Annotated in this window: 21 protein-coding genes, 1 tRNA gene and 2 pseudogenes; 6 read left to right on the plus strand and 18 right to left on the minus strand. The window is 67.1% G+C overall.

The features are described 5' to 3' along the window. Nucleotides 1-71: 71 nt before the first annotated feature. From ACFVAV_RS23955 to ACFVAV_RS23975, 5 genes are all read right to left on the minus strand, one after another. Nucleotides 72-1004: an alpha/beta hydrolase gene (locus tag ACFVAV_RS23955; protein WP_379037396.1), complete on the minus strand. Its 933-nt coding sequence runs from the start codon at nt 1002-1004 to the stop codon at nt 72-74. A gap of 163 nt (nt 1005-1167) precedes the next feature. Next, nucleotides 1168-1590, minus strand: coding sequence for an HIT family protein (locus ACFVAV_RS23960; protein ID WP_379037398.1), 423 nt, complete (start codon nt 1588-1590; stop codon nt 1168-1170). A 71-nt stretch (nt 1591-1661) separates the two neighbouring features. Next, on the minus strand, nt 1662-3083 hold the full coding sequence (purB, locus tag ACFVAV_RS23965) for an adenylosuccinate lyase (protein WP_379037399.1): 1422 nt from the start codon (nt 3081-3083) through the stop codon (nt 1662-1664). Nucleotides 3084-3089: 6 nt separating this feature from the next. After that, nucleotides 3090-3743 carry a TetR/AcrR family transcriptional regulator gene (locus ACFVAV_RS23970; RefSeq protein ID WP_379037402.1) on the minus strand — a complete coding sequence of 218 codons (654 nt, stop codon included), beginning with the start codon at nt 3741-3743 and terminating at the stop codon, nt 3090-3092. Nucleotides 3744-3899: 156 nt separating this feature from the next. After that, nucleotides 3900-5063 (minus strand): pyridoxal phosphate-dependent aminotransferase, encoded by a 1164-nt coding sequence (locus ACFVAV_RS23975; protein ID WP_379037403.1) that lies wholly within the window; start codon nt 5061-5063, stop codon nt 3900-3902. Between the two features lie 463 nt (nt 5064-5526). On the opposite strand from ACFVAV_RS23975, the gene ACFVAV_RS23980 reads away from it, so the two are divergent. After that, nucleotides 5527-6546, plus strand: coding sequence for a M23 family metallopeptidase (locus ACFVAV_RS23980; protein ID WP_379037405.1), 1020 nt, complete (start codon nt 5527-5529; stop codon nt 6544-6546). A gap of 105 nt (nt 6547-6651) precedes the next feature. Here ACFVAV_RS23980 and ACFVAV_RS23985 read toward each other — a convergent pair whose 3' ends face one another. From ACFVAV_RS23985 to purD, 5 genes are all read right to left on the minus strand, one after another. After that, complete coding sequence (locus ACFVAV_RS23985; RefSeq protein ID WP_379037406.1) at nt 6652-6948, minus strand: hypothetical protein; 297 nt, start codon at nt 6946-6948, stop codon at nt 6652-6654. Nucleotides 6949-6957: 9 nt separating this feature from the next. Further along, the gene (locus ACFVAV_RS23990; RefSeq protein ID WP_379037407.1) at nt 6958-8334 is read right to left on the minus strand and encodes a hypothetical protein; all 1377 of its coding nucleotides are present in this window, start codon (nt 8332-8334) and stop codon (nt 6958-6960) included. A gap of 3 nt (nt 8335-8337) precedes the next feature. Continuing rightward, the gene (locus tag ACFVAV_RS23995; protein WP_379037408.1) at nt 8338-8637 is read right to left on the minus strand and encodes a WXG100 family type VII secretion target; all 300 of its coding nucleotides are present in this window, start codon (nt 8635-8637) and stop codon (nt 8338-8340) included. Beyond that, entirely contained in the window at nt 8637-8978 is a 342-nt protein-coding gene (locus ACFVAV_RS24000) for a WXG100 family type VII secretion target (protein ID WP_379037409.1), read from the minus strand. The genes ACFVAV_RS23995 and ACFVAV_RS24000 overlap by 1 nt, the downstream gene beginning before the upstream one ends. A gap of 71 nt (nt 8979-9049) precedes the next feature. Continuing rightward, nucleotides 9050-10324, minus strand: coding sequence for a phosphoribosylamine--glycine ligase (gene purD, locus ACFVAV_RS24005; protein WP_379037410.1), 1275 nt, complete (start codon nt 10322-10324; stop codon nt 9050-9052). A 228-nt stretch (nt 10325-10552) separates the two neighbouring features. Between purD and ACFVAV_RS24010 the strand changes: the two genes are divergently transcribed. Then, the gene (locus ACFVAV_RS24010; RefSeq protein ID WP_379037412.1) at nt 10553-10930 is read left to right on the plus strand and encodes a PH domain-containing protein; all 378 of its coding nucleotides are present in this window, start codon (nt 10553-10555) and stop codon (nt 10928-10930) included. Nucleotides 10931-10943: 13 nt separating this feature from the next. Further along, nucleotides 10944-11369: an HIT family protein gene (locus tag ACFVAV_RS24015; protein WP_378855708.1), complete on the plus strand. Its 426-nt coding sequence runs from the start codon at nt 10944-10946 to the stop codon at nt 11367-11369. On the opposite strand, the gene ACFVAV_RS24020 is transcribed toward ACFVAV_RS24015, so the two are convergent. The 5 genes and pseudogenes from ACFVAV_RS24020 to ACFVAV_RS24040 all read right to left on the minus strand — a co-directional run. Further along, a complete protein-coding gene (locus ACFVAV_RS24020) occupies nt 11345-11779 on the minus strand; it encodes a contact-dependent growth inhibition system immunity protein (protein WP_379037414.1) in 435 nt (144 codons plus the stop codon). The genes ACFVAV_RS24015 and ACFVAV_RS24020 overlap by 25 nt on opposite strands. A 57-nt stretch (nt 11780-11836) precedes the next feature. Beyond that, nucleotides 11837-12445, minus strand: coding sequence for a Uma2 family endonuclease (locus ACFVAV_RS24025; RefSeq protein ID WP_379037590.1), 609 nt, complete (start codon nt 12443-12445; stop codon nt 11837-11839). Nucleotides 12446-12537: 92 nt separating this feature from the next. Continuing rightward, the gene (locus ACFVAV_RS24030) at nt 12538-13467 is read right to left on the minus strand and encodes an SMP-30/gluconolactonase/LRE family protein (protein WP_379037415.1); all 930 of its coding nucleotides are present in this window, start codon (nt 13465-13467) and stop codon (nt 12538-12540) included. Between the two features lie 184 nt (nt 13468-13651). After that, nucleotides 13652-14062: a DUF4189 domain-containing protein gene (locus ACFVAV_RS24035; protein WP_379037417.1), complete on the minus strand. Its 411-nt coding sequence runs from the start codon at nt 14060-14062 to the stop codon at nt 13652-13654. Between the two features lie 107 nt (nt 14063-14169). Next, nucleotides 14170-14351: pseudogene (locus ACFVAV_RS24040) on the minus strand (MbtH family protein); the annotation flags it as partial. A gap of 63 nt (nt 14352-14414) precedes the next feature. Between ACFVAV_RS24040 and ACFVAV_RS24045 the strand changes: the two are divergent. Further along, a pseudogene (locus ACFVAV_RS24045) lies at nt 14415-14669 on the plus strand (tyrosine-type recombinase/integrase); the annotation flags it as partial. Between the two features lie 36 nt (nt 14670-14705). Here ACFVAV_RS24045 and ACFVAV_RS24050 read toward each other — a convergent pair. From ACFVAV_RS24050 to ACFVAV_RS24060, 3 genes are all read right to left on the minus strand, one after another. After that, nucleotides 14706-14777: transfer RNA gene (locus tag ACFVAV_RS24050), tRNA-Thr, on the minus strand. A 126-nt stretch (nt 14778-14903) separates the two neighbouring features. Continuing rightward, entirely contained in the window at nt 14904-15140 is a 237-nt protein-coding gene (locus tag ACFVAV_RS24055; protein WP_022565839.1) for an MbtH family protein, read from the minus strand. A gap of 119 nt (nt 15141-15259) precedes the next feature. Next, complete coding sequence (locus tag ACFVAV_RS24060) at nt 15260-16093, minus strand: alpha/beta fold hydrolase (RefSeq protein ID WP_379037418.1); 834 nt, start codon at nt 16091-16093, stop codon at nt 15260-15262. 173 nt (nt 16094-16266) lie between these two features. Here ACFVAV_RS24060 and ACFVAV_RS24065 point away from each other — a divergent pair, with 173 nt between their 5' ends. Both ACFVAV_RS24065 and ACFVAV_RS24070 read left to right on the plus strand, forming a co-directional pair. After that, a complete protein-coding gene (locus ACFVAV_RS24065) occupies nt 16267-16425 on the plus strand; it encodes a hypothetical protein (protein WP_019044795.1) in 159 nt (52 codons plus the stop codon). Between the two features lie 64 nt (nt 16426-16489). After that, the gene (locus ACFVAV_RS24070; RefSeq protein ID WP_379037591.1) at nt 16490-18019 is read left to right on the plus strand and encodes a trehalose-6-phosphate synthase; all 1530 of its coding nucleotides are present in this window, start codon (nt 16490-16492) and stop codon (nt 18017-18019) included. The last annotated feature ends 42 nt before the right edge of the window (nt 18020-18061 follow it).

The raw sequence follows: 18061 nt of genomic DNA on the forward strand, positions 1-18061 counted from the left end.
ACCCTGGAACGCACCGCGGCCCGGCTCTCGGGCTGCGAAGCCGTCGAGCCGGGCCGCGTCGAGCAGGATTCTCAGGCCCCCAGCGCCGGGCCGATGGTGTGCCACGACGCGTGCAGCGCGTCCTGCCAGTAGGACCACGAGTGCGTCCCGACCGGGTGGTAATCGATCTTGGCGCCGATGCCCGCCGCGCGCAGGCGCTGGTCGAAGCCCACCATGCACGTGTTGACGCCGAGTTCGATCGGCCCGCCGAGGAAGATGTTCTCCGCCAGCTGCGGCTTGAGCTCGGCCTCGTGCGGGCCGGGGATGCCGGTACCGGTCGACAGGTACAGGGCCTTGCCGCGCAGCCGGTCGATCATCAGCGCCGGATCGTGCGCAGCCCATTCCGGGCTGCCGGGCGCGCCCCACATATTGACCGGGTTGCCACCGCGATTGGCGATGGAGAACATGATCGCGCCCGCCGCCATCGCGCTGTCGGGGCACGCGCTGTAGCCGGCGACGGCTCGATACAGCTCGGGGTGGCGGGCGGCCAGGACATAGGCCGCGTTGCCGCCCATCGACAGGCCGCCGATGCCGTTGACGCCGTTGCCGTTGAACTCCGCGTCGATCAGGCCGGGCAGTTCCTGGGTGAGGAACGTTTCCCACTTGTACCGGCCGAAGCGCGGGTCGTCGGTGATCCAGTCGGCGTAGTAGCTGGCCTGCCCGCCGATGGGCATCACCACGTTGACGTTCTTGCCGCGGAAGAAGGCCTCCGCGTCGGTCGCGTTGGTCCAGGTGCTCTGGCCGACACCGGGATCGAGGCCGTCGAGCAGGTAGTACGTCGACCGCGAGCCGCCGCCCGCCGGGTGCAGCACCTGCAGGTCGATATTGCGGCCCATCGCAGGCGAGGCGACCGTGATCGCCGTGCGGGTGGGGCTGAGGTTGTTCACCCCGATGATCTGCGCGGCCGCCGCAGGGGCGGGATTCACCACCGCGGGTCCGAGCAACGCGAGAGCGAAAGCCAGCACTGAAGCAGCAACACCTGTACGACGCACGTCCCACCCTCCATTACCGCATGCCAATGACAGTCCAAGGTAACCCAGGGGTGAATGAACCGGAAGGATTCGGCGTTTCGGGCGTTTCTTCAGCAAACTCACCGGTTTGCAATGCCCGGTTCGCCCGAAGTGAGCGTCAGCGAGTGAGCGCGCCGCGGATGGAACCGGCCAGATAGTCGAGGTCGGCGCGAGCGGGCGAGGTCGGTCGCGCACGCAGTCCGAAGCCGTCGCCCGGCGTCCGCGGGATCACGTGCAGATGCACGTGGAAGACTTCCTGCCCGGCCGTGACACCGTCGGCGAGAAAGAAGTTCACCCCGTCGGCGGCCACCTCACTGGACCGCAACGCGGCCGCGATCCGCTGCCCCACCTGGAACAGCTTGCCGCCCAGGACCGGATCGAGATCGGCCAGGCTCGGCGCGGCCACCTTCGGCACCACGAGCACGTGACCGGGCGTCACGGGACGAATATCCATGAAGGCCAGCACATCGTCGTCCTCGTAGACCCTGGACGCGGGTGCCCGGCCTGCGACGATGTCGGTGAAGATCGTGTAGGGGTTCACACCCCATCCTAAAATGCCCGCGAGCCGCCGCGCCCTGGTACGAATTCCCGGACGCGGCAGCGGCATCGGCACTAGAGGATCGGCGACGGCGTGTAGCGCGCGGCCTCGGGATTCGCCTCGACCAGCTTCTGCACCTGCGCGATCACCTCGGACACCTGATCGGACGCGGCGCCGATGAACGCCGACTTGTCGGCCAACGCGGCATCGAGCGCGGCGCGGTCCAGCGGCATCCGGTCGTCGGCGGCCAGACGGTCGAGCAGGTCGGGTTCGCGGCCCTGCTCGCGCATGGCCAGCGCCACCGCGACCGCGTGCTCCTTGATGACCTCGTGCGCGGTCTCGCGACCGACGCCCGCGCGCACCGCCGCCATCAGGATGCGGGTGGTGGCCAGGAACGGCAGGTACCGGTCGAGCTCACGGGCGACCACCGCCGGGTACGCGCCGAACTCGGCGAGCACGGTCAGGAAGGTCTCGGTCTGGCCGTCGATGGCGAAGAACGCGTCCGGCAGCGCGACACGGCGCACCACCGAGCAGAACACATCGCCCTCGTTCCACTGCGCACCCGCGAGCTCGGCCGCCATCGAGCCGTAGCCGCGCAGCACGACCTGCAGCCCGTTGACGCGCTCGCAGGAGCGGGTGTTCATCTTGTGCGGCATCGCCGACGACCCGACCTGGCCGGGCTGGAAGCCCTCGGTGACCAGCTCGTGGCCCGCCATCAGCCGGATAGTGTGCGCGAACGACGACGGGCCGGCACCCAGCTGCACCAGCGCTGAGAGCACGTCGTGGTCCAGCGAGCGCGGATACACCTGGCCGACGCTGGTGAACACGGTCGCGAAGCCGAGGTGGGTGGCCACCTGCTGCTCGAGCGCGGCCAGCTTGCCCGCGTCACCGTCGAGCAGGTCGAGCATGTCCTGGGCGGTGCCCATCGGGCCCTTGATCCCGCGCAGCGGGTAGCGGTCGATCAGATCGCGCAGCCGGGCGAGCCCGACCAGCACCTCGTCGGCGGCGGAGGCGAAGCGCTTGCCCAGCGTGGTGGCCTGCGCGGCGACATTGTGCGAGCGGCCGGCCATCACCAGCGTCTGGTACTCGGCGGCCCGCTCGGCCAGCCTGGCCGCGACGGCGACACCGTGGTTGTAGACGTGCTCGAGCGAGAGCCGGATCTGCAGCTGCTCCACGTTCTCGGTGAGGTCGCGGCTGGTCATGCCCTTGTGCACGTGCTCGTGCCCGGCCAGCGCGTTGAACTCCTCGATGCGCGCCTTCACGTCGTGGCGGGTGACCCGCTCACGCTCGGCGATCGAGGCCAGATCCACGTGGTCGATCACGCGCGCGTAGTCGTCGATCACACCCGCGGGGACGTCGATGCCGAGCTCCGACTGAGCCCGCAGCACCTCGAGCCACAGCCGGCGCTCGAGCACGATCTTGTTCTCGGGCGACCAGAGCGCGACGAGCTCCGGGCTGGCGTATCGGGTGGCGAGGACATTCGGGACGAGGCTCACGAACGTTCAGTCTAGTTGGCGTGCCCGTTCCAGCTGCTGGGGCATCATGTTGGGGACTACGGGCGGGGCGACGATGTCGATCATTTCCAGCAGACCGGCCCGTGCGGGGCGCCGCGGTTCCGGGTGGCCCTCGATCAGCGCGGCCACCACGGCGCCGTCGACGACGGCGACCAGCCTGCGCAACTGCTCGGGGCGCACCACTCGGTCGGAGCGGCGCAGCACGTCGGCGAGCAGATCTTCGAGCTGGGTGCGTAGTCGGAGCTGGACCTCGCGTAACTCGGGGTGCCGGGCGGAGGCGACGGAGCGCTCGTAGCGGGCGATCAACTGACCGCGGGCGTCGAGGTCGCCGTCGTCGGGCCCGACGAGTAGGTCGAGGACGAGGTCGACGGTCGCCTCGGGACCGCGCCTGCGATGGCTGACCTCACCGACCCGGCGACGCATCGCGTCGAGCTCGATCGCGCCGCTGAACTCGACGGCCCGGGCGATCAGATCTTCCAGCGACTCGAAATAGTAGGTCGTCGAGGCGAGCGGAAGATCGGCCCGCGACGCCACCGAGCGATGTCGCACCGCGTCGAAGCCGCCTTCGAGCAACAGTTCAGCCGCCGCCGCCACCAGGGCCTGGCGACGTCGTTCGCCTTTCGGGGTCGTCGCGGTGGTCACCGTGCCATCGTGCCAGTCATCATCAGTTCAACCGTGCGCAATCGTCATCGGGGAAACGCGGGAAATAGGGATAACTGAGTTTTACCGCATCCCGGCACGGAAGTGTTCGTACTAGGCAAAGTTGTTGTCGCACATCACTGTTGACAGCAAGACTGGTCAGTCCTTCAGGAACCTTCCCAACCGGTCCAGTGCTGCGGCGATGTCGTCGGTGGCGCCCGCGAAGGAGAAGCGAACCGTGCGAAGACCGTGCACCGTGTCGAAGTCCAGACCGGGTGCCAGCGCGACGCCGGTGTGCTCGAGTATCTCGGCGCACCAGGCGCGGGAATCGTTGGTCAAATGACCAATATCGGCATAGGCGTAGAACGCGCCGTCGGCGGGCGCGAGGTCGGTGATCCCGATGCTCGGCAGACCCTCCAGCAACAGTGCCCGGTTGCGCGCGTACCGGCGCACGTGACCGTCCAGTTCATCCTTGGCTTCCGGCCCGAACGCGTGCACCGCCGCGTATTGGGAGATGGCGGGCGGGCACACGGTCATGTTGGAGGCCAGCCGCTGCAACGCGGGACGCAGGTCCTCGGGGGCGAGCATCCAGCCGAGCCGCCAGCCGGTCATCGAGAAGTACTTCGACACCGAACCGATGACCACCGCGGACCGGGAGAACTCCCACGCCGATGAGGTCGGCGTGCTCGCCCCTTCGTAGGTGATGCCGTGGTAGATCTCGTCGGAGATCAGCAAGGTGCCGTGCGCCTCGCACCAGCGGGCCAGCGCGGCCAGCTCGGCCGGGTCGATCATGGTGCCGGTCGGGTTGGCCGGGCTGGCCACCACCAGGCCCGCGGGCGGCTCCGGCAGTGCCTCGAGCATGGCCACGGTCGGCTGGAAGCGGGTCTGCGGGCCGCAGTCCAGTTCGACCACGGTGCAGCCCAGGGCGGTCAGCGTGTTCCGGTAGGCGGGGTAGCCGGGCCTGGCCACCACCACGGTGTCGCCCGCGTCGAAGGCGGCCAGGAAGATCAGCGTGAACGCGCCCGACGACCCCGTGGTCACCACCACCTCGTCCGGGTGCACCTCGTAGCCGTAGGTCTCGCTGTGATGCCCCGCGATGGCTTCGCGCAACGGCAGGATGCCGAACGTCTCGGTATAGCCGAGCAGTTCATGGTCGATCGCGGCCCTGGTGGCCCGCAACACCGGCGCGGGCGCCTGCGTCGACGGCTGCCCCGCCGCGAGGACCAGCACATCCCCGTGCGACCTGGCCCGTTCGGCTGCCGCCTTCCACACATCCATCACGTAGAAGGGGGGAATTGTCGACCGGCGCGATTCTCTGGACACCCGAGAGACGGTAGAGCACCCGGTTGCGCGCGTTCACAGATATGGTCGGCACAATGGCTCCGACAGCGAAGACGCAGCCACCGACACAGCCGGCGCAGCTGCGTCGGGGCCGGGGCGCGGGGGCATCATGGAGTGGATGAGGACGGCGGGGCGAGTGCGGCGGGCGGAGACGCGAACGGCCGATCGCGCTGACACGCCGCCGGATGTCGAGAGCTCGGCCGAGGTAGCGGACCACCCGTCGACGACGGATGACGGTGTGCGCCCGGCAGACACAGGGGCGGGCAGTCACGAGCAGGCGGTAGCTGACGGTGTTGGCCCGGCAAATGCGGAGGCCGGCGCTCGCGAGCAGGGGGCAGCTGACGGCGTGTGCCCGGAAGACACGGACGCCGGCGAGCAGGCCACGGCCGATGGTGTTGCAGCGGATGACATTTCGGCCAGCCACAGCGGGCCGGCGGACGACAACGTGTCGGCGCAATCCGCCGCCGATCGCGCGGACCGGCGCGTCGTCAGCGGCAACGGTCATGTCCTGCAAGCAAATTGGCGCGCACAGCTGCCGTCGAAGACCAGCGTTCGTGAGCACGTGACGACCTGGGTGGACAACCATCCGGCAGTCGGCGAGATCGCCGGTGAACTGCGCGCAGGCGACGTGCGCACAGTGTTCTGGCTGCGGCCCAAGGCGCGCGCCGAAGCACTGTGGGCGCAGCGGCCGAGCCGGGATCGAGTGCGTCAGGTACTGCTCGAGCGACGGGTGCTGATCGCCGGAGTCGCCATCGTCGCGGTGTTCGCCGCCGCCGACTCGCAGATCAGGGACATCGCTAGCGATAGTCCGCTTGCGCCGGGCGAAGCGCAGCGGGTGGCGATCGCCTATCCCCCGCAGCTCGCGTCGAATCCGCAGTCGTCGAGCCGCCTGCTCGCCGCCATCGCCAGAGGTGAGAAGCGTCGCGAGGCAGCGGTGGTCGCCGCCGCCGCGCGCGCCACCCTGGAGCGGGCGAAGGCGGAAGCGGCGGCCGCGGCGTCGGGCGAGTGGCAGGACTGGATGGGTCAGCGGGCCCCGGTGGTTCCCGGGGTCATGGTGCCGGGGTCGACTCCGTCCGGCGGCGGCTTCAGCCTGCCGGCCAAGGGCGCGTTCACCTCCGGTTTCGGCTCACGCTGGGGCACCATGCACCGCGGCATCGACATCGCCGCCCCCATCGGCAGCCCCATCTACGCCGTCGCCGACGGCACCGTCGTGGAAGCCGGACCCGCGCAGGGCTTCGGCCTGTGGGTCCGCATCCGCCACGACGACGGCACCATCAGCATCTACGGCCACATGTACGACTTCTTCGTCTCCCAGGGCGAACGCGTCCCCGCGGGCATGCAGATCGCCCGCATCGGCAACCGCGGCGACTCCACGGGCCCCCACCTGCACTTCGAGATCGTGCAGAACGGGCAGCACGTCGACCCACAGGCGTGGCTGGCTCTGCACGGCCTGCGGCTGACCTGACGATCCGACTCACTCGCGGCGACGAATTACCACGCGCGACGTCGACTGCGTTGTCCTCCGCACCGTCGGACAATTCATCCGTCAGCTCTGTCCGCTATGGGCCGCTCAATCGCCACTGAACCAGATGTAGCCCCGCTGACGGATTGCAAACTCTGCCGCATTGCTCAACATTGCAAACAGTTCTCGTTCGATATCATTTCGCGGAGACAGCGCTGCAATCTCCTCGATCAGCGCGTCCAGCTGCTTGGCGTTGAACATCGTGTCCGCATGTTTATGAATACCCCAAAGCAGTGATCCACTCGGCGCATTCGACACTACACCGCTCATCGATTCCAATGCGCCGCCAGTGAGAACTTCTATTTGCTTGTGCACTTGATTCTGAATAATGACATCTATTCCCATTTCCACTCCTTAAGGTATTGGATACATGGTTATGACACCACCGAATCGGTCGGTAACCACCTTGTATCGAGTGGTAGCTGCGCCTCCGATTTGCTCTGCCACGCTACCGATCACTCGCCCCGCATCGACGTCACGTTCATAATTTCCATCGTCATTAGGACCCCGCGCTACGACGTTTTCGGCGGCTTCGGCAAGTTCATCGAGGTCGACATCCGCGTCGGGCCAAGTACCCTTTGACGGATTGTAATACGGAGCATCCTTGACGTGCTTTCCAAGTACATATTCTTCAGCAGCATCTGTGAGACCGGGCGCAGGATTATCGGGCGCTTCGGGAAGGTCCTCATATTTCGTGGCGACCGTTTGACCGGCGATGTAGACCGCCATACCAGCGATGGCGGTCACGGCAGCTTTGACGCCAGCGTTGGTGAGGTCGGGGATTCCGGTGAATCCGCCTGTCGCTGTCCCCACCGCGACGACCGCGCCGAAGATCACCAGGAGACGGCTGGCGGTCACAGTGTTCTTGATGATCAAGGCCGTGGCCTCGACGATCTCGATGGTGACAACGGCTCCACCTGCCGCCGCACCGCCCGAGGCGAGCCCGGCGGTGAAGACCGCGGCGACCGCGACAACGGCGATGGTGATGCCGATCGCGGCAGCGACTTCGATACCTGCCTGCGCGACAGCGGCTTGAATCTCCGAGCGCATATCGGTGAGCGCAGATTCATGCTCGGTGACCGGGGTTACCATGCCTTTGGCCGCCTCGGCTACGAGCTTCGCGGCGTTCTCGAGAATGTTGAGCTTTTCCTCGAGATCGAGAATGTTCGGATCGGTACTACCGGAAAACTTGGCGTTGACGCCCCTGACCCGGTCTGCCGCGCCGGTGATGTAGCCACTCTCAGCGAACGCCTTCCAGGCGTCTCGGGCCTTGACGAGTTTGGCGGCGTCACCGTTGGGAATCTTGCCGACTTTCTCCAGCAGCCCGACGACAGCACCTTCATCCAGGCCCGCGCCATTGTCACCCTTCGCAGTGACGGGTAGCGCCATCCCGGAGTCGTACAGTGGTTCGGACTCTGTTGGTCGGGCGGGTTCGGTGCCGCTGGCCTTGGTTCGGTTGGAATGCCACCAGTTATAGCCGGACGCTTCAAGCACGTCTCCGAACCGGCGCAAGGCATTCGCCAAGGTGGCGGTGAGAGTGACGATATCGGCAGCGTGCCGGTCGTAGGTCGTGGTCCACTCCCCGCATTTCTCGTGATCCCCAGCCATTCCACCGCACTCATGTTGCAGCGTGGAGTTCAGTGGCCCCAGCGCAAGGCTGATATCGTCGGCGAGCAGGTGGCACTTTTTCGCGGCATCGTAGTACATGCCGGAGTCGATGATCCAAGTCATCGGTTAACCACTTTGCAGCATCCGCTTGTTGGCATCAGCCGCAGTGGTGTAGCGGCCGTGAGCGGCTTTCGCCGCATCACTCATGTCGCGTATGCCCTCGGCGAATTCGCGTGCCCCCGTGACCCACTGCAGGTGCGCGACCTGGTAGGCATCCGCCGCGAGCCCTTCCCAGCTGGTGCCCTTCAGCTTTGCGACCTGATCATCGATGTCATCGAGATGATCGGCTACGAACCCAGCCAATCCGGCCAGGCGAGCCACGATCTGATCGAGCTGATCCATATCGACAGAAAACTCCGAACCCATCACAACTCCGGTAGATCGAGGCCAATCATGTTGAGAGCAAACTGATTCGAGGTATCTTGACTCTGGAACGTGTCGGCTGTGACACCCAGCTTCTCGGCCATCTCGGTCAAGGCGGCGCAGATCCGACTTCCGCCACTACTGGTTTCGGTCCAACCGGTACTGAATTCGTCGGCCAAATCACCGAGCCAACCGCCACTGAGCAAGGCTTCGACATCCCCGCTTGCCGAATCCAACGCTGTGCGAAGCGTTTCGGCGAGGCCGTAGACGTACTTGCCGACTTCACTGACCTCGACGGGGACTACCGACAACGGCTGACCGTCACTCCCCCCAGGAATACTCACGTCGGCCGATGCTACCGGACAAAGCAGCCTCCACCAACGATGACGGTCGGGGCGCAGCGCAGAGGTGCTGGCTACTTCGCCCGCTCCGGGACGACGACATCAGTGGCGCCGATATCCGTCCGGAAATGGCTACCGGGGAGCTTGATCTGGGCCAGGCGGGCATAGGCCCGCTCCCTGGCCTGGGCCAGGTCCTCGCCGACACCGACGACATTGAGCACGCGCCCACCGGCTGAGACCAGCGCCTTGTCCTCGCGCTGCCCGGTGCCGGCGTGCAGCACCAAGGTGTCACCGTCCAGCGCGACGTCGTCGGCGCCGGTGATCACGTCACCGGTGCGGGGGCGGGCCGGGTAGTTCTCGGCGGCCAGCACGACCGTGATGGCCGAGCCGTCCTTCCAGCGCGGCGGCTCGATCTCGGCCAGGCGGCCGGTGGCGGTGGCGTGCAGCAGTTCGGCGAACGGGCTGTCCAGCAGGGCCAGCACGGCCTGGGTCTCGGGATCGCCGAAGCGGCAGTTGAATTCGACGACGGCGGGACCGTTCGTGCCGATCGCCAGGCCCGCGTACAGCAGTCCGGAGAAGGCGCTGCCGCGCGCGACGAGCTCGGCCGCGACGGGCTTCACCACGTCTTCGACGATCTCGTTCAGCGTCTCGGCGGGCAGCCACGGCAGCGGGGTGTAGGCGCCCATGCCGCCGGTGTTGGGGCCGGAGTCGCCGTCACCGACGCGCTTGTGGTCCTGGGCGGGCAGCAGCGGGACCACGGTCTCGCCGTCGACCAGGCAGAACAGCGACACCTCCGGCCCGTCGAGGAAGGACTCGAGCAGCACCGGATGGCCCTGTTCGAGCAGCTCGGCGCCGTGGTCGCGGGCCGCGCGGCGGTCGGCGGTCACCACGACGCCCTTGCCCGCGGCCAGGCCGTCGTCCTTGACGACCCAGGTCGGGCCGAAGCGGTCCAGCGCCGCGTCCAGGTCGGCCGGGTTGTCGACGATCTCGCTGTGCGCGGTCCGCACACCGGCCGCCGCCATCACGTCCTTGGCGAACGCCTTCGAGCCTTCGATCCGCGCCGCGTCACCGGACGGGCCGAACACGGGGAACCCGGCAGCACGTACGGCGTCGGCGATGCCGAGGACCAGCGGCACCTCGGGCCCGATCACCACGAGGTCGGCGGCGACATCGGTGGCCAGCGCCACGACGGCCTCGGCGGAGCAGGGATCGACCTGACGTAGCTCGGCCTGCTGGCCGATGCCCGGATTGCCGGGTGCGGCGATCACCGCCGTCACCGAGGGATCTCGGCGCAGCGCCAGGACGAGGGCATGTTCACGGGCTCCGGAACCGATGACGAGTACGCGCACGGTCACAGATTAGTCGCGCGCTACGCAGGCACTTCGCACGCCCCATATCGACACCGAGAAGCGATATCCGGTAGCGGTTGCCCGGCGGCGGTCACCGATCCTGTTCCCCGCCCGGGTACCGGGAATTCACCCGCGCACGCCACCCACATCGGGTTCGTTTGGGGGACAATGATGCTGGCGGGACAACGGGTCCGCCGCATGCCGGAGAACGGGCGAGGGGAGCACATCATGGGTCTGCTCGACGGAATGATGGGCAATGCCGGGCGTATCGACCCGGCCGCCGCCCAGCAGGAGTACGCGAAGCTGTTCGGCCAGGGTGAGCAGGTCTACTCGGCCTTCATCCTGGTGCGCGACGCGATGCTGTTCACCAATCGCAGGCTGATCCTGGTCGACAAGCAGGGCGTCACCGGCCGCAAGGTCAGCTACCACTCCATCCCCTACCGCTCGATCACCCGTTTCGCCGTCGAGACCGCGGGCACCTTCGACCTCGACGCCGAGCTGTACATCTGGATCGGCAGCGGGAACGAGCCGGTCAAGCAGCGGTTCAACCGTCAGGTCGACATCTACGAGGTGCAGGGCATCCTGTCGCATTTCGTCGCGATCTAGTTAGGCTCGCCGCATGGCATCCGTCTTCAGCGCGATCATCGCCGGACAGCTTCCCGGCCGCTTCGTCTGGGAGGACGACGAGTTCGTCGCCTTCCTCACCATCGCCCCCGTCACCCAGGGCCACACCCTCGTCGTCCCGCGCGCCGAGATCGACCAGTGGCAGGACGTCGACCCCGCCGTCATGGCCCGCCTCACCGGCGTCGCCCAGAAGATCGGCCAGGCCGTCCGCATCGCCTTCGACGCCCCCCGTGCCGGCCTGCTCATCGCGGGCCTGGAAGTCCCCCACCTGCACACCCACGTCTTCCCCGCCTACACCATGGGCGACTTCGACATCTCCGGCGCAGACACCGCCCCCAAGCCCGAATCCCTCGACGAGGCCCGCGACAAGATCAAGGCCGCCCTCCGCGAACTCGGCTACGGCGCCAACGTCCCCGACTGACTCCCACCGCCGAGGTCGTTCGCGAGCTCCCACACCTCGGCGGGCACAGGTCCGCATGCACCATCGCGAATCCGTTCGACCACGGCCCGGAGCTCGTCCCGATGCTCAGTCCCAAGCTGATCCGCATTACGCAGCGTCGCCACCAAGAGGTCCCCAGGATAGAAATCCCCCGCGATCAGGGGATCCCGGTCCAGCACCTCGAGCACGCGCGGCGCGATAAGAGGCAGCGAAACGCATTGCCCGACAAGCATTCGTAGACCCTCGGTAGTGAGATCCCGGATCGGAACCCGACGCAAGCGGTGCACTGTCCGAACCACGTAGGTCGCGTCGTCGCCCGGTTCCGGCCATCGGCCATCAATCTGCTCGATGGCGGTTCTGGAAGTCGAAGTGTCCTTGCGCCGGAAGCTCACAGAGTCGCAACCTACTGGTGCCCCGATCGGCCCGGCGATGCAGAATGGCCACGCGCCTCAGAATGTGAGTGCGGACCACGGCATGTCGATCTCGAACGGGTAGGGAAATGAGAGGCCGATGGTGTTCTCGGGTGACCACTCCCCCGCGAGCAGGTAGTTCGCCCGGCGCAGCGGGCGCACGCCCGGCGGCAGTTCGGTAGGGCCGACATTGAGGGCGTAGACGCGGATAGCGTGGATCGCGGTGAGATCGCGGCGAAGCTCCACTTCCCAATAGGTCGGGATGCCTGCCCCCGCATAGCGAGCCTTCTTCGCCTCGATCTCGCCCGGCGTATTCGACGGCGACAGCACTTCACCGACCAGCACCGTATCCGCGGACCGCACATCCGCGCCCGCCGGTAGGCAGCGGTGGACCAGGAAATCCGGGGTCACGAAATCGGACTTTCCGGTTGTACCCAGAAAGACATTGGTTTCGAAAATGGCCCGCCAACAGCGTTCAGTGGTGGCGGCGCTGTCGGCGCGTGCCGCACGCTCCAACTCTTGGGTCAGCCGAAACGTCGCCATCTGGTGTTCGCCGGGGCCGCGGCGTAGCCATACCACCCGCCCCTCCCACAACTCGATCTGCGCGGCGATCTCTTCAGGGAGTTGCTCCAGTTCTTCCCAGGTCATGGACTCGGGAAGTTCCGGACGACCGCCGATGGACCTGGACACGGTGTCATCGTACGCTCGGCGACCGAGGCGGTCGGCGGGTTGCAGGATCGTCAGGGCTTGGGTGGCGTCAGCTCTGTGACGGTGCCCAGGAAGCTCGTCACATACAGGGCATGCGAGTTCCAGCCCGGTCCGGAGCCGAAACGCACCGATGACGACAGGGGAAGTCCGTCGGCGATCGAGCAGGTTTGTCGGGTGTCCAGGTCGACCTGTTGGATCCGGCCCGCGACATTGAGCGCCACATATGCCGTGCCGTCCGGCCCGACGGTCAGATCGTCCGCCGCGTTCAGCGGGCCGTATCCGGGAATCACGGTCTGCGGGGCCTGCCGGGATGGATCGGCGTAGTCGACGAAGGTAACCACCGTCGTCGGGTCGAATGTCGTCGAAACGACGAGCCGATCGCGTGCGCGGTCGAACGCGAGACCGTTGGTGGAGGTGAGTGACGGCGCGTACGGCGACGCATTGCCATCCGCCCCGACTCGCGTCATGGACCCTGCGCCGACGTCCTTGCTGACGACGAAATCACCGTTCGGCAGTTGCGCCAGGCCGTTCGGCATCGTCAAACCGGTGGCGACCGTGGTCACCGCGCCGGTGTCGAGGTCCAGCGCGCGAATGGTCCCGTCCGTGCGGCCCGTCAGCGCGGCCGTGGCGCTGTTACCGGTGGTGAAATAGGCCGTGTCGCCGACGACGATGACGCCGCCGGGGCCATCGATATCGCCCACCGCGACGGATTTCGTGCCGTCGGCTGCCAGACGCTGCAGCGAGCCGCCGACTCCGGTGGCGGATTGCTCCGACAGCAGCAGGTTCCCGCGGCCGTCGAAGCCGAGGTTCTCCAGGAACCCATAGCCGGACGCGACCGTCCGCTGCGTCCACTGCGGACACGATTCCGGTGCGGCGGCAGCCGGGTTCGCGGGCAGGAGCGCGGCCGTCGCGGTGACGGCCAGCACGCCGACTGTCCGGCACGTCGGACGAGAGAGGTTCATCGGATCTCCAGGTGAGTTCACCGGTGAACTCACCTTATGCCCAACAGTTCGCGCAGGAGCGCGGTTGACGCGAAAAGCCTCCGACCGCGCTCAACGCAGGTCGGAGGCCTGATCTCGGAGCCATGTCAGGATTGAGCTGACGGCCATTCGCTACAAGGCGAGTGCTCTACGTGCGGGAACTAGATCACGGCCGGGTGCAGGCGTGGTCGCGATTGAACGAGCCGGCGCTTCCGGTGCCGGTGGGGAGGTTGCGGGTGGCGTCTGCGTATGCCTCCCCTGGGGTCGCCCCTTTACCGAAGCCCACGATCGGGAACCCTGCGACGATCGCGAGCGGACTCGTCACGACTGCACCGCAGCCGTTCGCGAACGTCACCATCATCCGGCAGTCGATGATGCCTTGACCCTTGCACGCTCGGTCGGCGGCTCGAATGGCGTCGGCTTCCGTCGGGTGGTTGACCGAAAACGCGTAGACATTGCCCCACACGCTGAGGGAAACGGCGCCCCAGTTGACCGGGTCGGCGGCGGCGGGCGGTGCCGCGAGGACGGCAGCGGCGCTCACCGAGAGCGCGGCGGCCGCAAAGGACTTGTTGAGCATGTGGTGTGTGCTTCCTCTGCGCGCCGACCAGGGTGCGGCGATCGCATGGAAGATACCGCAGCGCATGGACGCGAGGTCGCCCCAAAAGTCTTGGGGTCACGGCAAAGAATGTCCGTCCAGTTCTTCTCGACGTACTCGACGCGCGCGGCGCCGCTGCCTTCACCGAAGACGATCTTCCAGCCGGCGGAAACTCCGCAAAGGTCGGCCACAACGAGTGCTGGTCCTCGTCGTTCACCAACACGTACGGTGCGCCGCAAGCCGGCCGAGATCGATGGGGCTCGCGCGCCATTGATGGCCCGTGCAAGGGTGAACACGTCGGCCCGCCCGCGTCCAAGGATTCATGGATGCCCGGTGCATGAAGGCCGACGAGACGTTCCCCAGGGTCACCGCGCACGATCTCCGGCACACCGCCGCCTCACTGGCCGTCTCGGCCGGGGCGAACGTGAAGGCGATCCAGAAGATGCTGGGCCACTAGTCGGCGGCGATGACCCTGGACGTCTACGCAGACTTGTTCGATGACGACCTGGACGCCGTAGCCGAGCGGCTGGAACAGAGTGCGTCCACAGTGAGGCCAAACGCCGGTTCTCGGGCGGTGACTACAGCGTGAAAACGGCTCTGACCAGGGTCAGAGCCGTTCGCAGAGAGCCCCCTGTCAGGATTGAACTGACGACCTTCGCTTTACAAGAGCGGTGCTCTACCACTGAGCTAAGGAGGCGGGTATTTCATGAGCCCCGGAGGGCAGCGACCATCATAGCGGCACGCGGCGGCCGCGTGGCATCGGTAGGAGTGCCACACGGCCGACACGCTCAGCGAGGTCCCGGCGCAGTATCTGTGTTACTGCTCAGGACTGGGCGCGGGCCGCATCGTCGGCGGCCATCGCGTCACGCAGGCTCTTGGGACGCATATCGGTCCAGTTCTTCTCGACGTATTCGACGCACGCGGCCCGGCTTTCCTCACCGAACACGACACGCCAACCCGCCGGGACCTCCGCAAACGCGGGCCACAGGGAGTGCTGCTCTTCGTCGTTGACCAGAACGAAGAAGCGGCCGTCCTCGTCGTCGAAGGGGTTGGTGCTCATTTCACCTCACTGGATACTGGCGCTGTGTACGGGATCGCTCAGGGGTGCGCACCCCCGGGCGTTGTGTCGACCCTAGCAAGGCAGACGTTACGTGTAGGTGGTTACCTCAGCCTCGGCGGTCACGCCGCGAAGAAATCGAGGAGGATCTTGTTGACCGCCTCGGGGCTTTCCAGGTAGCCGTAGTGGCCGGTGTCCGGAATCTCCTGATACCTGGCGCCGGGGATGGCCTCGGCAACCTCCCGCGACAGATAAGGCGGAATCATCCTATCATCGGCGAAGCCAATTGCCAGGCAGGGCACGGTGATTCCGCGATAGGCGGCCACCCGGTCGAACTCGTGATCCATCGCCCGCTGCGCGCGGATTCCGGGGGTGGCGGGCCCGACGGTGAACTCGAAGAGATCCAGCCAGTCGCGGGCGGCGTTGGTGTCGGCCATGGTCGCGGGCGACAGATTCATCACCGCGGTCATCGCCGCCTCGAATTTCGCGGGCAGCTGCATGCCCGCCGCGTCGAGGTCCTGCTCACCGGCCGACAGCGTCTTCTGGAACTGGTCCAGTCTGCCGTGGCCCGCCATGAAAACGGCCTTGCGGACCAGGTCGGGACGCGCCAGGGCCAGCTCCTGAGCGACCCGGGCGCCCATCGAGGTACCCGCGATCAGAGCGGGCCCCTCGTCGAGGAACTCGATCAGCGCCGCGGTGTCGGCCACCAGCTCCTCGATCCGCATACCGCCCGCCGCCTCGAACGACGGTGCGATGCCCCGGTTGTCGAAGATGCAGACGCGGTACCCGGCCGCGACCAGCGCGGGAACCTGGTGGAGTTCCCATACCCGGCCCGGCGACCCGGTGCCCATGATCAACACCACCAGCGGACCACCGCCCTTGACGTCGGTGCCCTTGGTACGGTCGCCCTTGACCTGATAGTTCAGTGCGATGCCGTTCACCGTGGCCAGTGGCATGAAGGAAACCTCTCTGCGGAGTGGAGCTGTCCGGCGGACCACGGTAACGGGACCGCCACGACGCTGCACCAGGGTGGGGAGATCGGGTCGGGAGTTCATCGGCCGTGCACAGGCGACCGTTACTATTGACTACTCGCACGCAGAGCGTTTGGAAACCGGGAGGACGAACCACTATGGCCGCGAAGAGCAGCGCCAACGACATCGCCGACGACGAGCTCGAGCCGCTGGCCGACGAGACCGCTCGCCAGGCACAGCGCGTCGTCGCGGCATATGCCGAAGACGCCGACGAGTGCCGGATGCTGCTGTCGATGCTCGGCATAGGCCCCAGCTGACCCTCCCACAACCACAACCTCAAAGCGGGACCCTGCGACGCGCAAAGGATGCGTGAGTGGACCAATGATCGATAAACAGTCCAACGACCGTCCGTCCGATGACAGCGAACCCGTCGCGAGCGGTGCAGGCTCGGGGTTCGTGGTCGTCGCCAATCGACTACCGGTAGACCTCGAGCGCCTGCCCGACGGCACGACCCGATGGAAGCGCAGCCCCGGTGGTCTGGTGACCGCGCTGGAACCGGTCCTGCGCAGCAACAAGGGGGCCTGGGTCGGCTGGGCGGGCGTGCCCGACGTCGAGGTCGAGCCGATCATCGAGGACGGTCTGGAACTGCATCCGGTGCCGCTGACGGCGCAGGAGGTCGAGGACTACTACGAGGGGTTCTCCAACGGCACGCTGTGGCCGCTGTATCACGACGTGATCGTGCGTCCCGTGTACGACCGAGCCTGGTGGGCCGCCTACGTCGAGGTCAACCGCCGGTTCGCGGAGGAGACGGCGAAGGTGGCCGCCGAAGGCGCGACGGTCTGGGTGCAGGACTACCAGCTGCAGCTGGTGCCGAAGATGCTGCGGATGCTGCGGCCCGACCTCACCATCGGTTTCTTCCTGCACATCCCGTTCCCCCCGGTCGAGCTGTTCATGCAGATGCCGTGGCGCACCGAGATCGTCGAGGGCCTGCTCGGCGCCGACCTGATCGGCTTCCACCTACCCGGCGGCGCGCAGAACTTCCTCTACCTGGCCCGCAGGCTGGCCGGTCAGCCCACCTCGCGCGGCACCATCGGCGTGCGGTCCAAGCTGGGTGTGGTGCAGGTCGGCTTCCGCACGGTGCGGGTGGGCGCGTTCCCGATCTCCATCGACTCCGCCGAGCTCGACGAGCACTCGCGGCGCCGTTCGGTGCGCGAGCGGGCCGCCAAGATCCGCGCCGAGCTGGGCAATCCGAAGAACATCTTGCTCGGCGTCGACCGCCTCGACTACACCAAGGGCATCGACATCCGGCTCAACGCGCTGCAGGAACTGCTGGAAGAGGGCCGGATCGACCCGTCCGAGACGGTGATGGTGCAGCTGGCCACCCCGAGCCGAGAACGCGTGCAGAGCTACATCAAGATGCGCGGCGACATCGAACGCCAGGTCGGCCGGATCAACGGCGAGTTCGCCCGCGTCGGCTACCCGGTCGTGCACTATCTGCACCGCCCGATCCCCCGCGACGAGCTGATCGCCTTCTTCGTCGCCGCCGACGCCATGCTGGTGACCCCGCTGCGCGACGGCATGAACCTGGTCGCCAAGGAGTACGTGGCCTGCCACAGCGACCTCAACGGCGCCCTGGTGCTCAGCGAGTTCACCGGCGCGGCCGCCGAGCTGCGCCAGTCCTACCTGTGCAACCCGCACGACCTGGACAGCGTCAAGGACGCCATCGCCGGCGCGCTCGACGACGACCGCGACACCAAGCGCCGCCGGATGCGGTCGCTGCGCCGCCAGGTGCTCACCCACGACGTCGAGCGCTGGGCCCGCGCCTTCCTCGACGCGCTCTCCCACAGCAATGTCGCCGGCTCGGCCCTGCTCAGCGAAGACGAGGACGTGTTCGGCGAAACGTCGCGCTGAGCGGCACACAGCGACCTCACAGCATGGGTCCAGCCACTTCCC

The sequence above is a fragment of the Nocardia sp. NPDC057663 genome (genome assembly GCF_042799895.1).
Taxonomy (GTDB): domain Bacteria; phylum Actinomycetota; class Actinomycetes; order Mycobacteriales; family Mycobacteriaceae; genus Nocardia.

What these genes read in the sequence shown, in the direction of transcription:
- ACFVAV_RS23995 (WP_379037408.1), bottom strand. Translation starts at nt 8,637, where the DNA reads ATGGGTTCGGAGTTTTCTGTCGATATGGATCAGCTCGATCAGATCGTG.
- ACFVAV_RS23985 (WP_379037406.1), bottom strand. Translation starts at nt 6,948, where the DNA reads ATGGGAATAGATGTCATTATTCAGAATCAAGTGCACAAGCAAATAGAA.
- ACFVAV_RS24055 (WP_022565839.1), bottom strand. Translation starts at nt 15,140, where the DNA reads ATGAGCACCAACCCCTTCGACGACGAGGACGGCCGCTTCTTCGTTCTG.
- ACFVAV_RS24030 (WP_379037415.1), bottom strand. Translation starts at nt 13,467, where the DNA reads ATGAACCTCTCTCGTCCGACGTGCCGGACAGTCGGCGTGCTGGCCGTC.
- ACFVAV_RS24015 (WP_378855708.1), top strand. Translation starts at nt 10,944, where the DNA reads ATGGCATCCGTCTTCAGCGCGATCATCGCCGGACAGCTTCCCGGCCGC.
- ACFVAV_RS23990 (WP_379037407.1), bottom strand. Translation starts at nt 8,334, where the DNA reads ATGACTTGGATCATCGACTCCGGCATGTACTACGATGCCGCGAAAAAG.
- ACFVAV_RS24035 (WP_379037417.1), bottom strand. Translation starts at nt 14,062, where the DNA reads ATGCTCAACAAGTCCTTTGCGGCCGCCGCGCTCTCGGTGAGCGCCGCT.
- ACFVAV_RS24010 (WP_379037412.1), top strand. Translation starts at nt 10,553, where the DNA reads ATGGGTCTGCTCGACGGAATGATGGGCAATGCCGGGCGTATCGACCCG.
- ACFVAV_RS24070 (WP_379037591.1), top strand. Translation starts at nt 16,490, where the DNA reads ATGATCGATAAACAGTCCAACGACCGTCCGTCCGATGACAGCGAACCC.
- ACFVAV_RS24065 (WP_019044795.1), top strand. Translation starts at nt 16,267, where the DNA reads ATGGCCGCGAAGAGCAGCGCCAACGACATCGCCGACGACGAGCTCGAG.
- ACFVAV_RS24060 (WP_379037418.1), bottom strand. Translation starts at nt 16,093, where the DNA reads ATGCCACTGGCCACGGTGAACGGCATCGCACTGAACTATCAGGTCAAG.
- ACFVAV_RS24025 (WP_379037590.1), bottom strand. Translation starts at nt 12,445, where the DNA reads ATGACCTGGGAAGAACTGGAGCAACTCCCTGAAGAGATCGCCGCGCAG.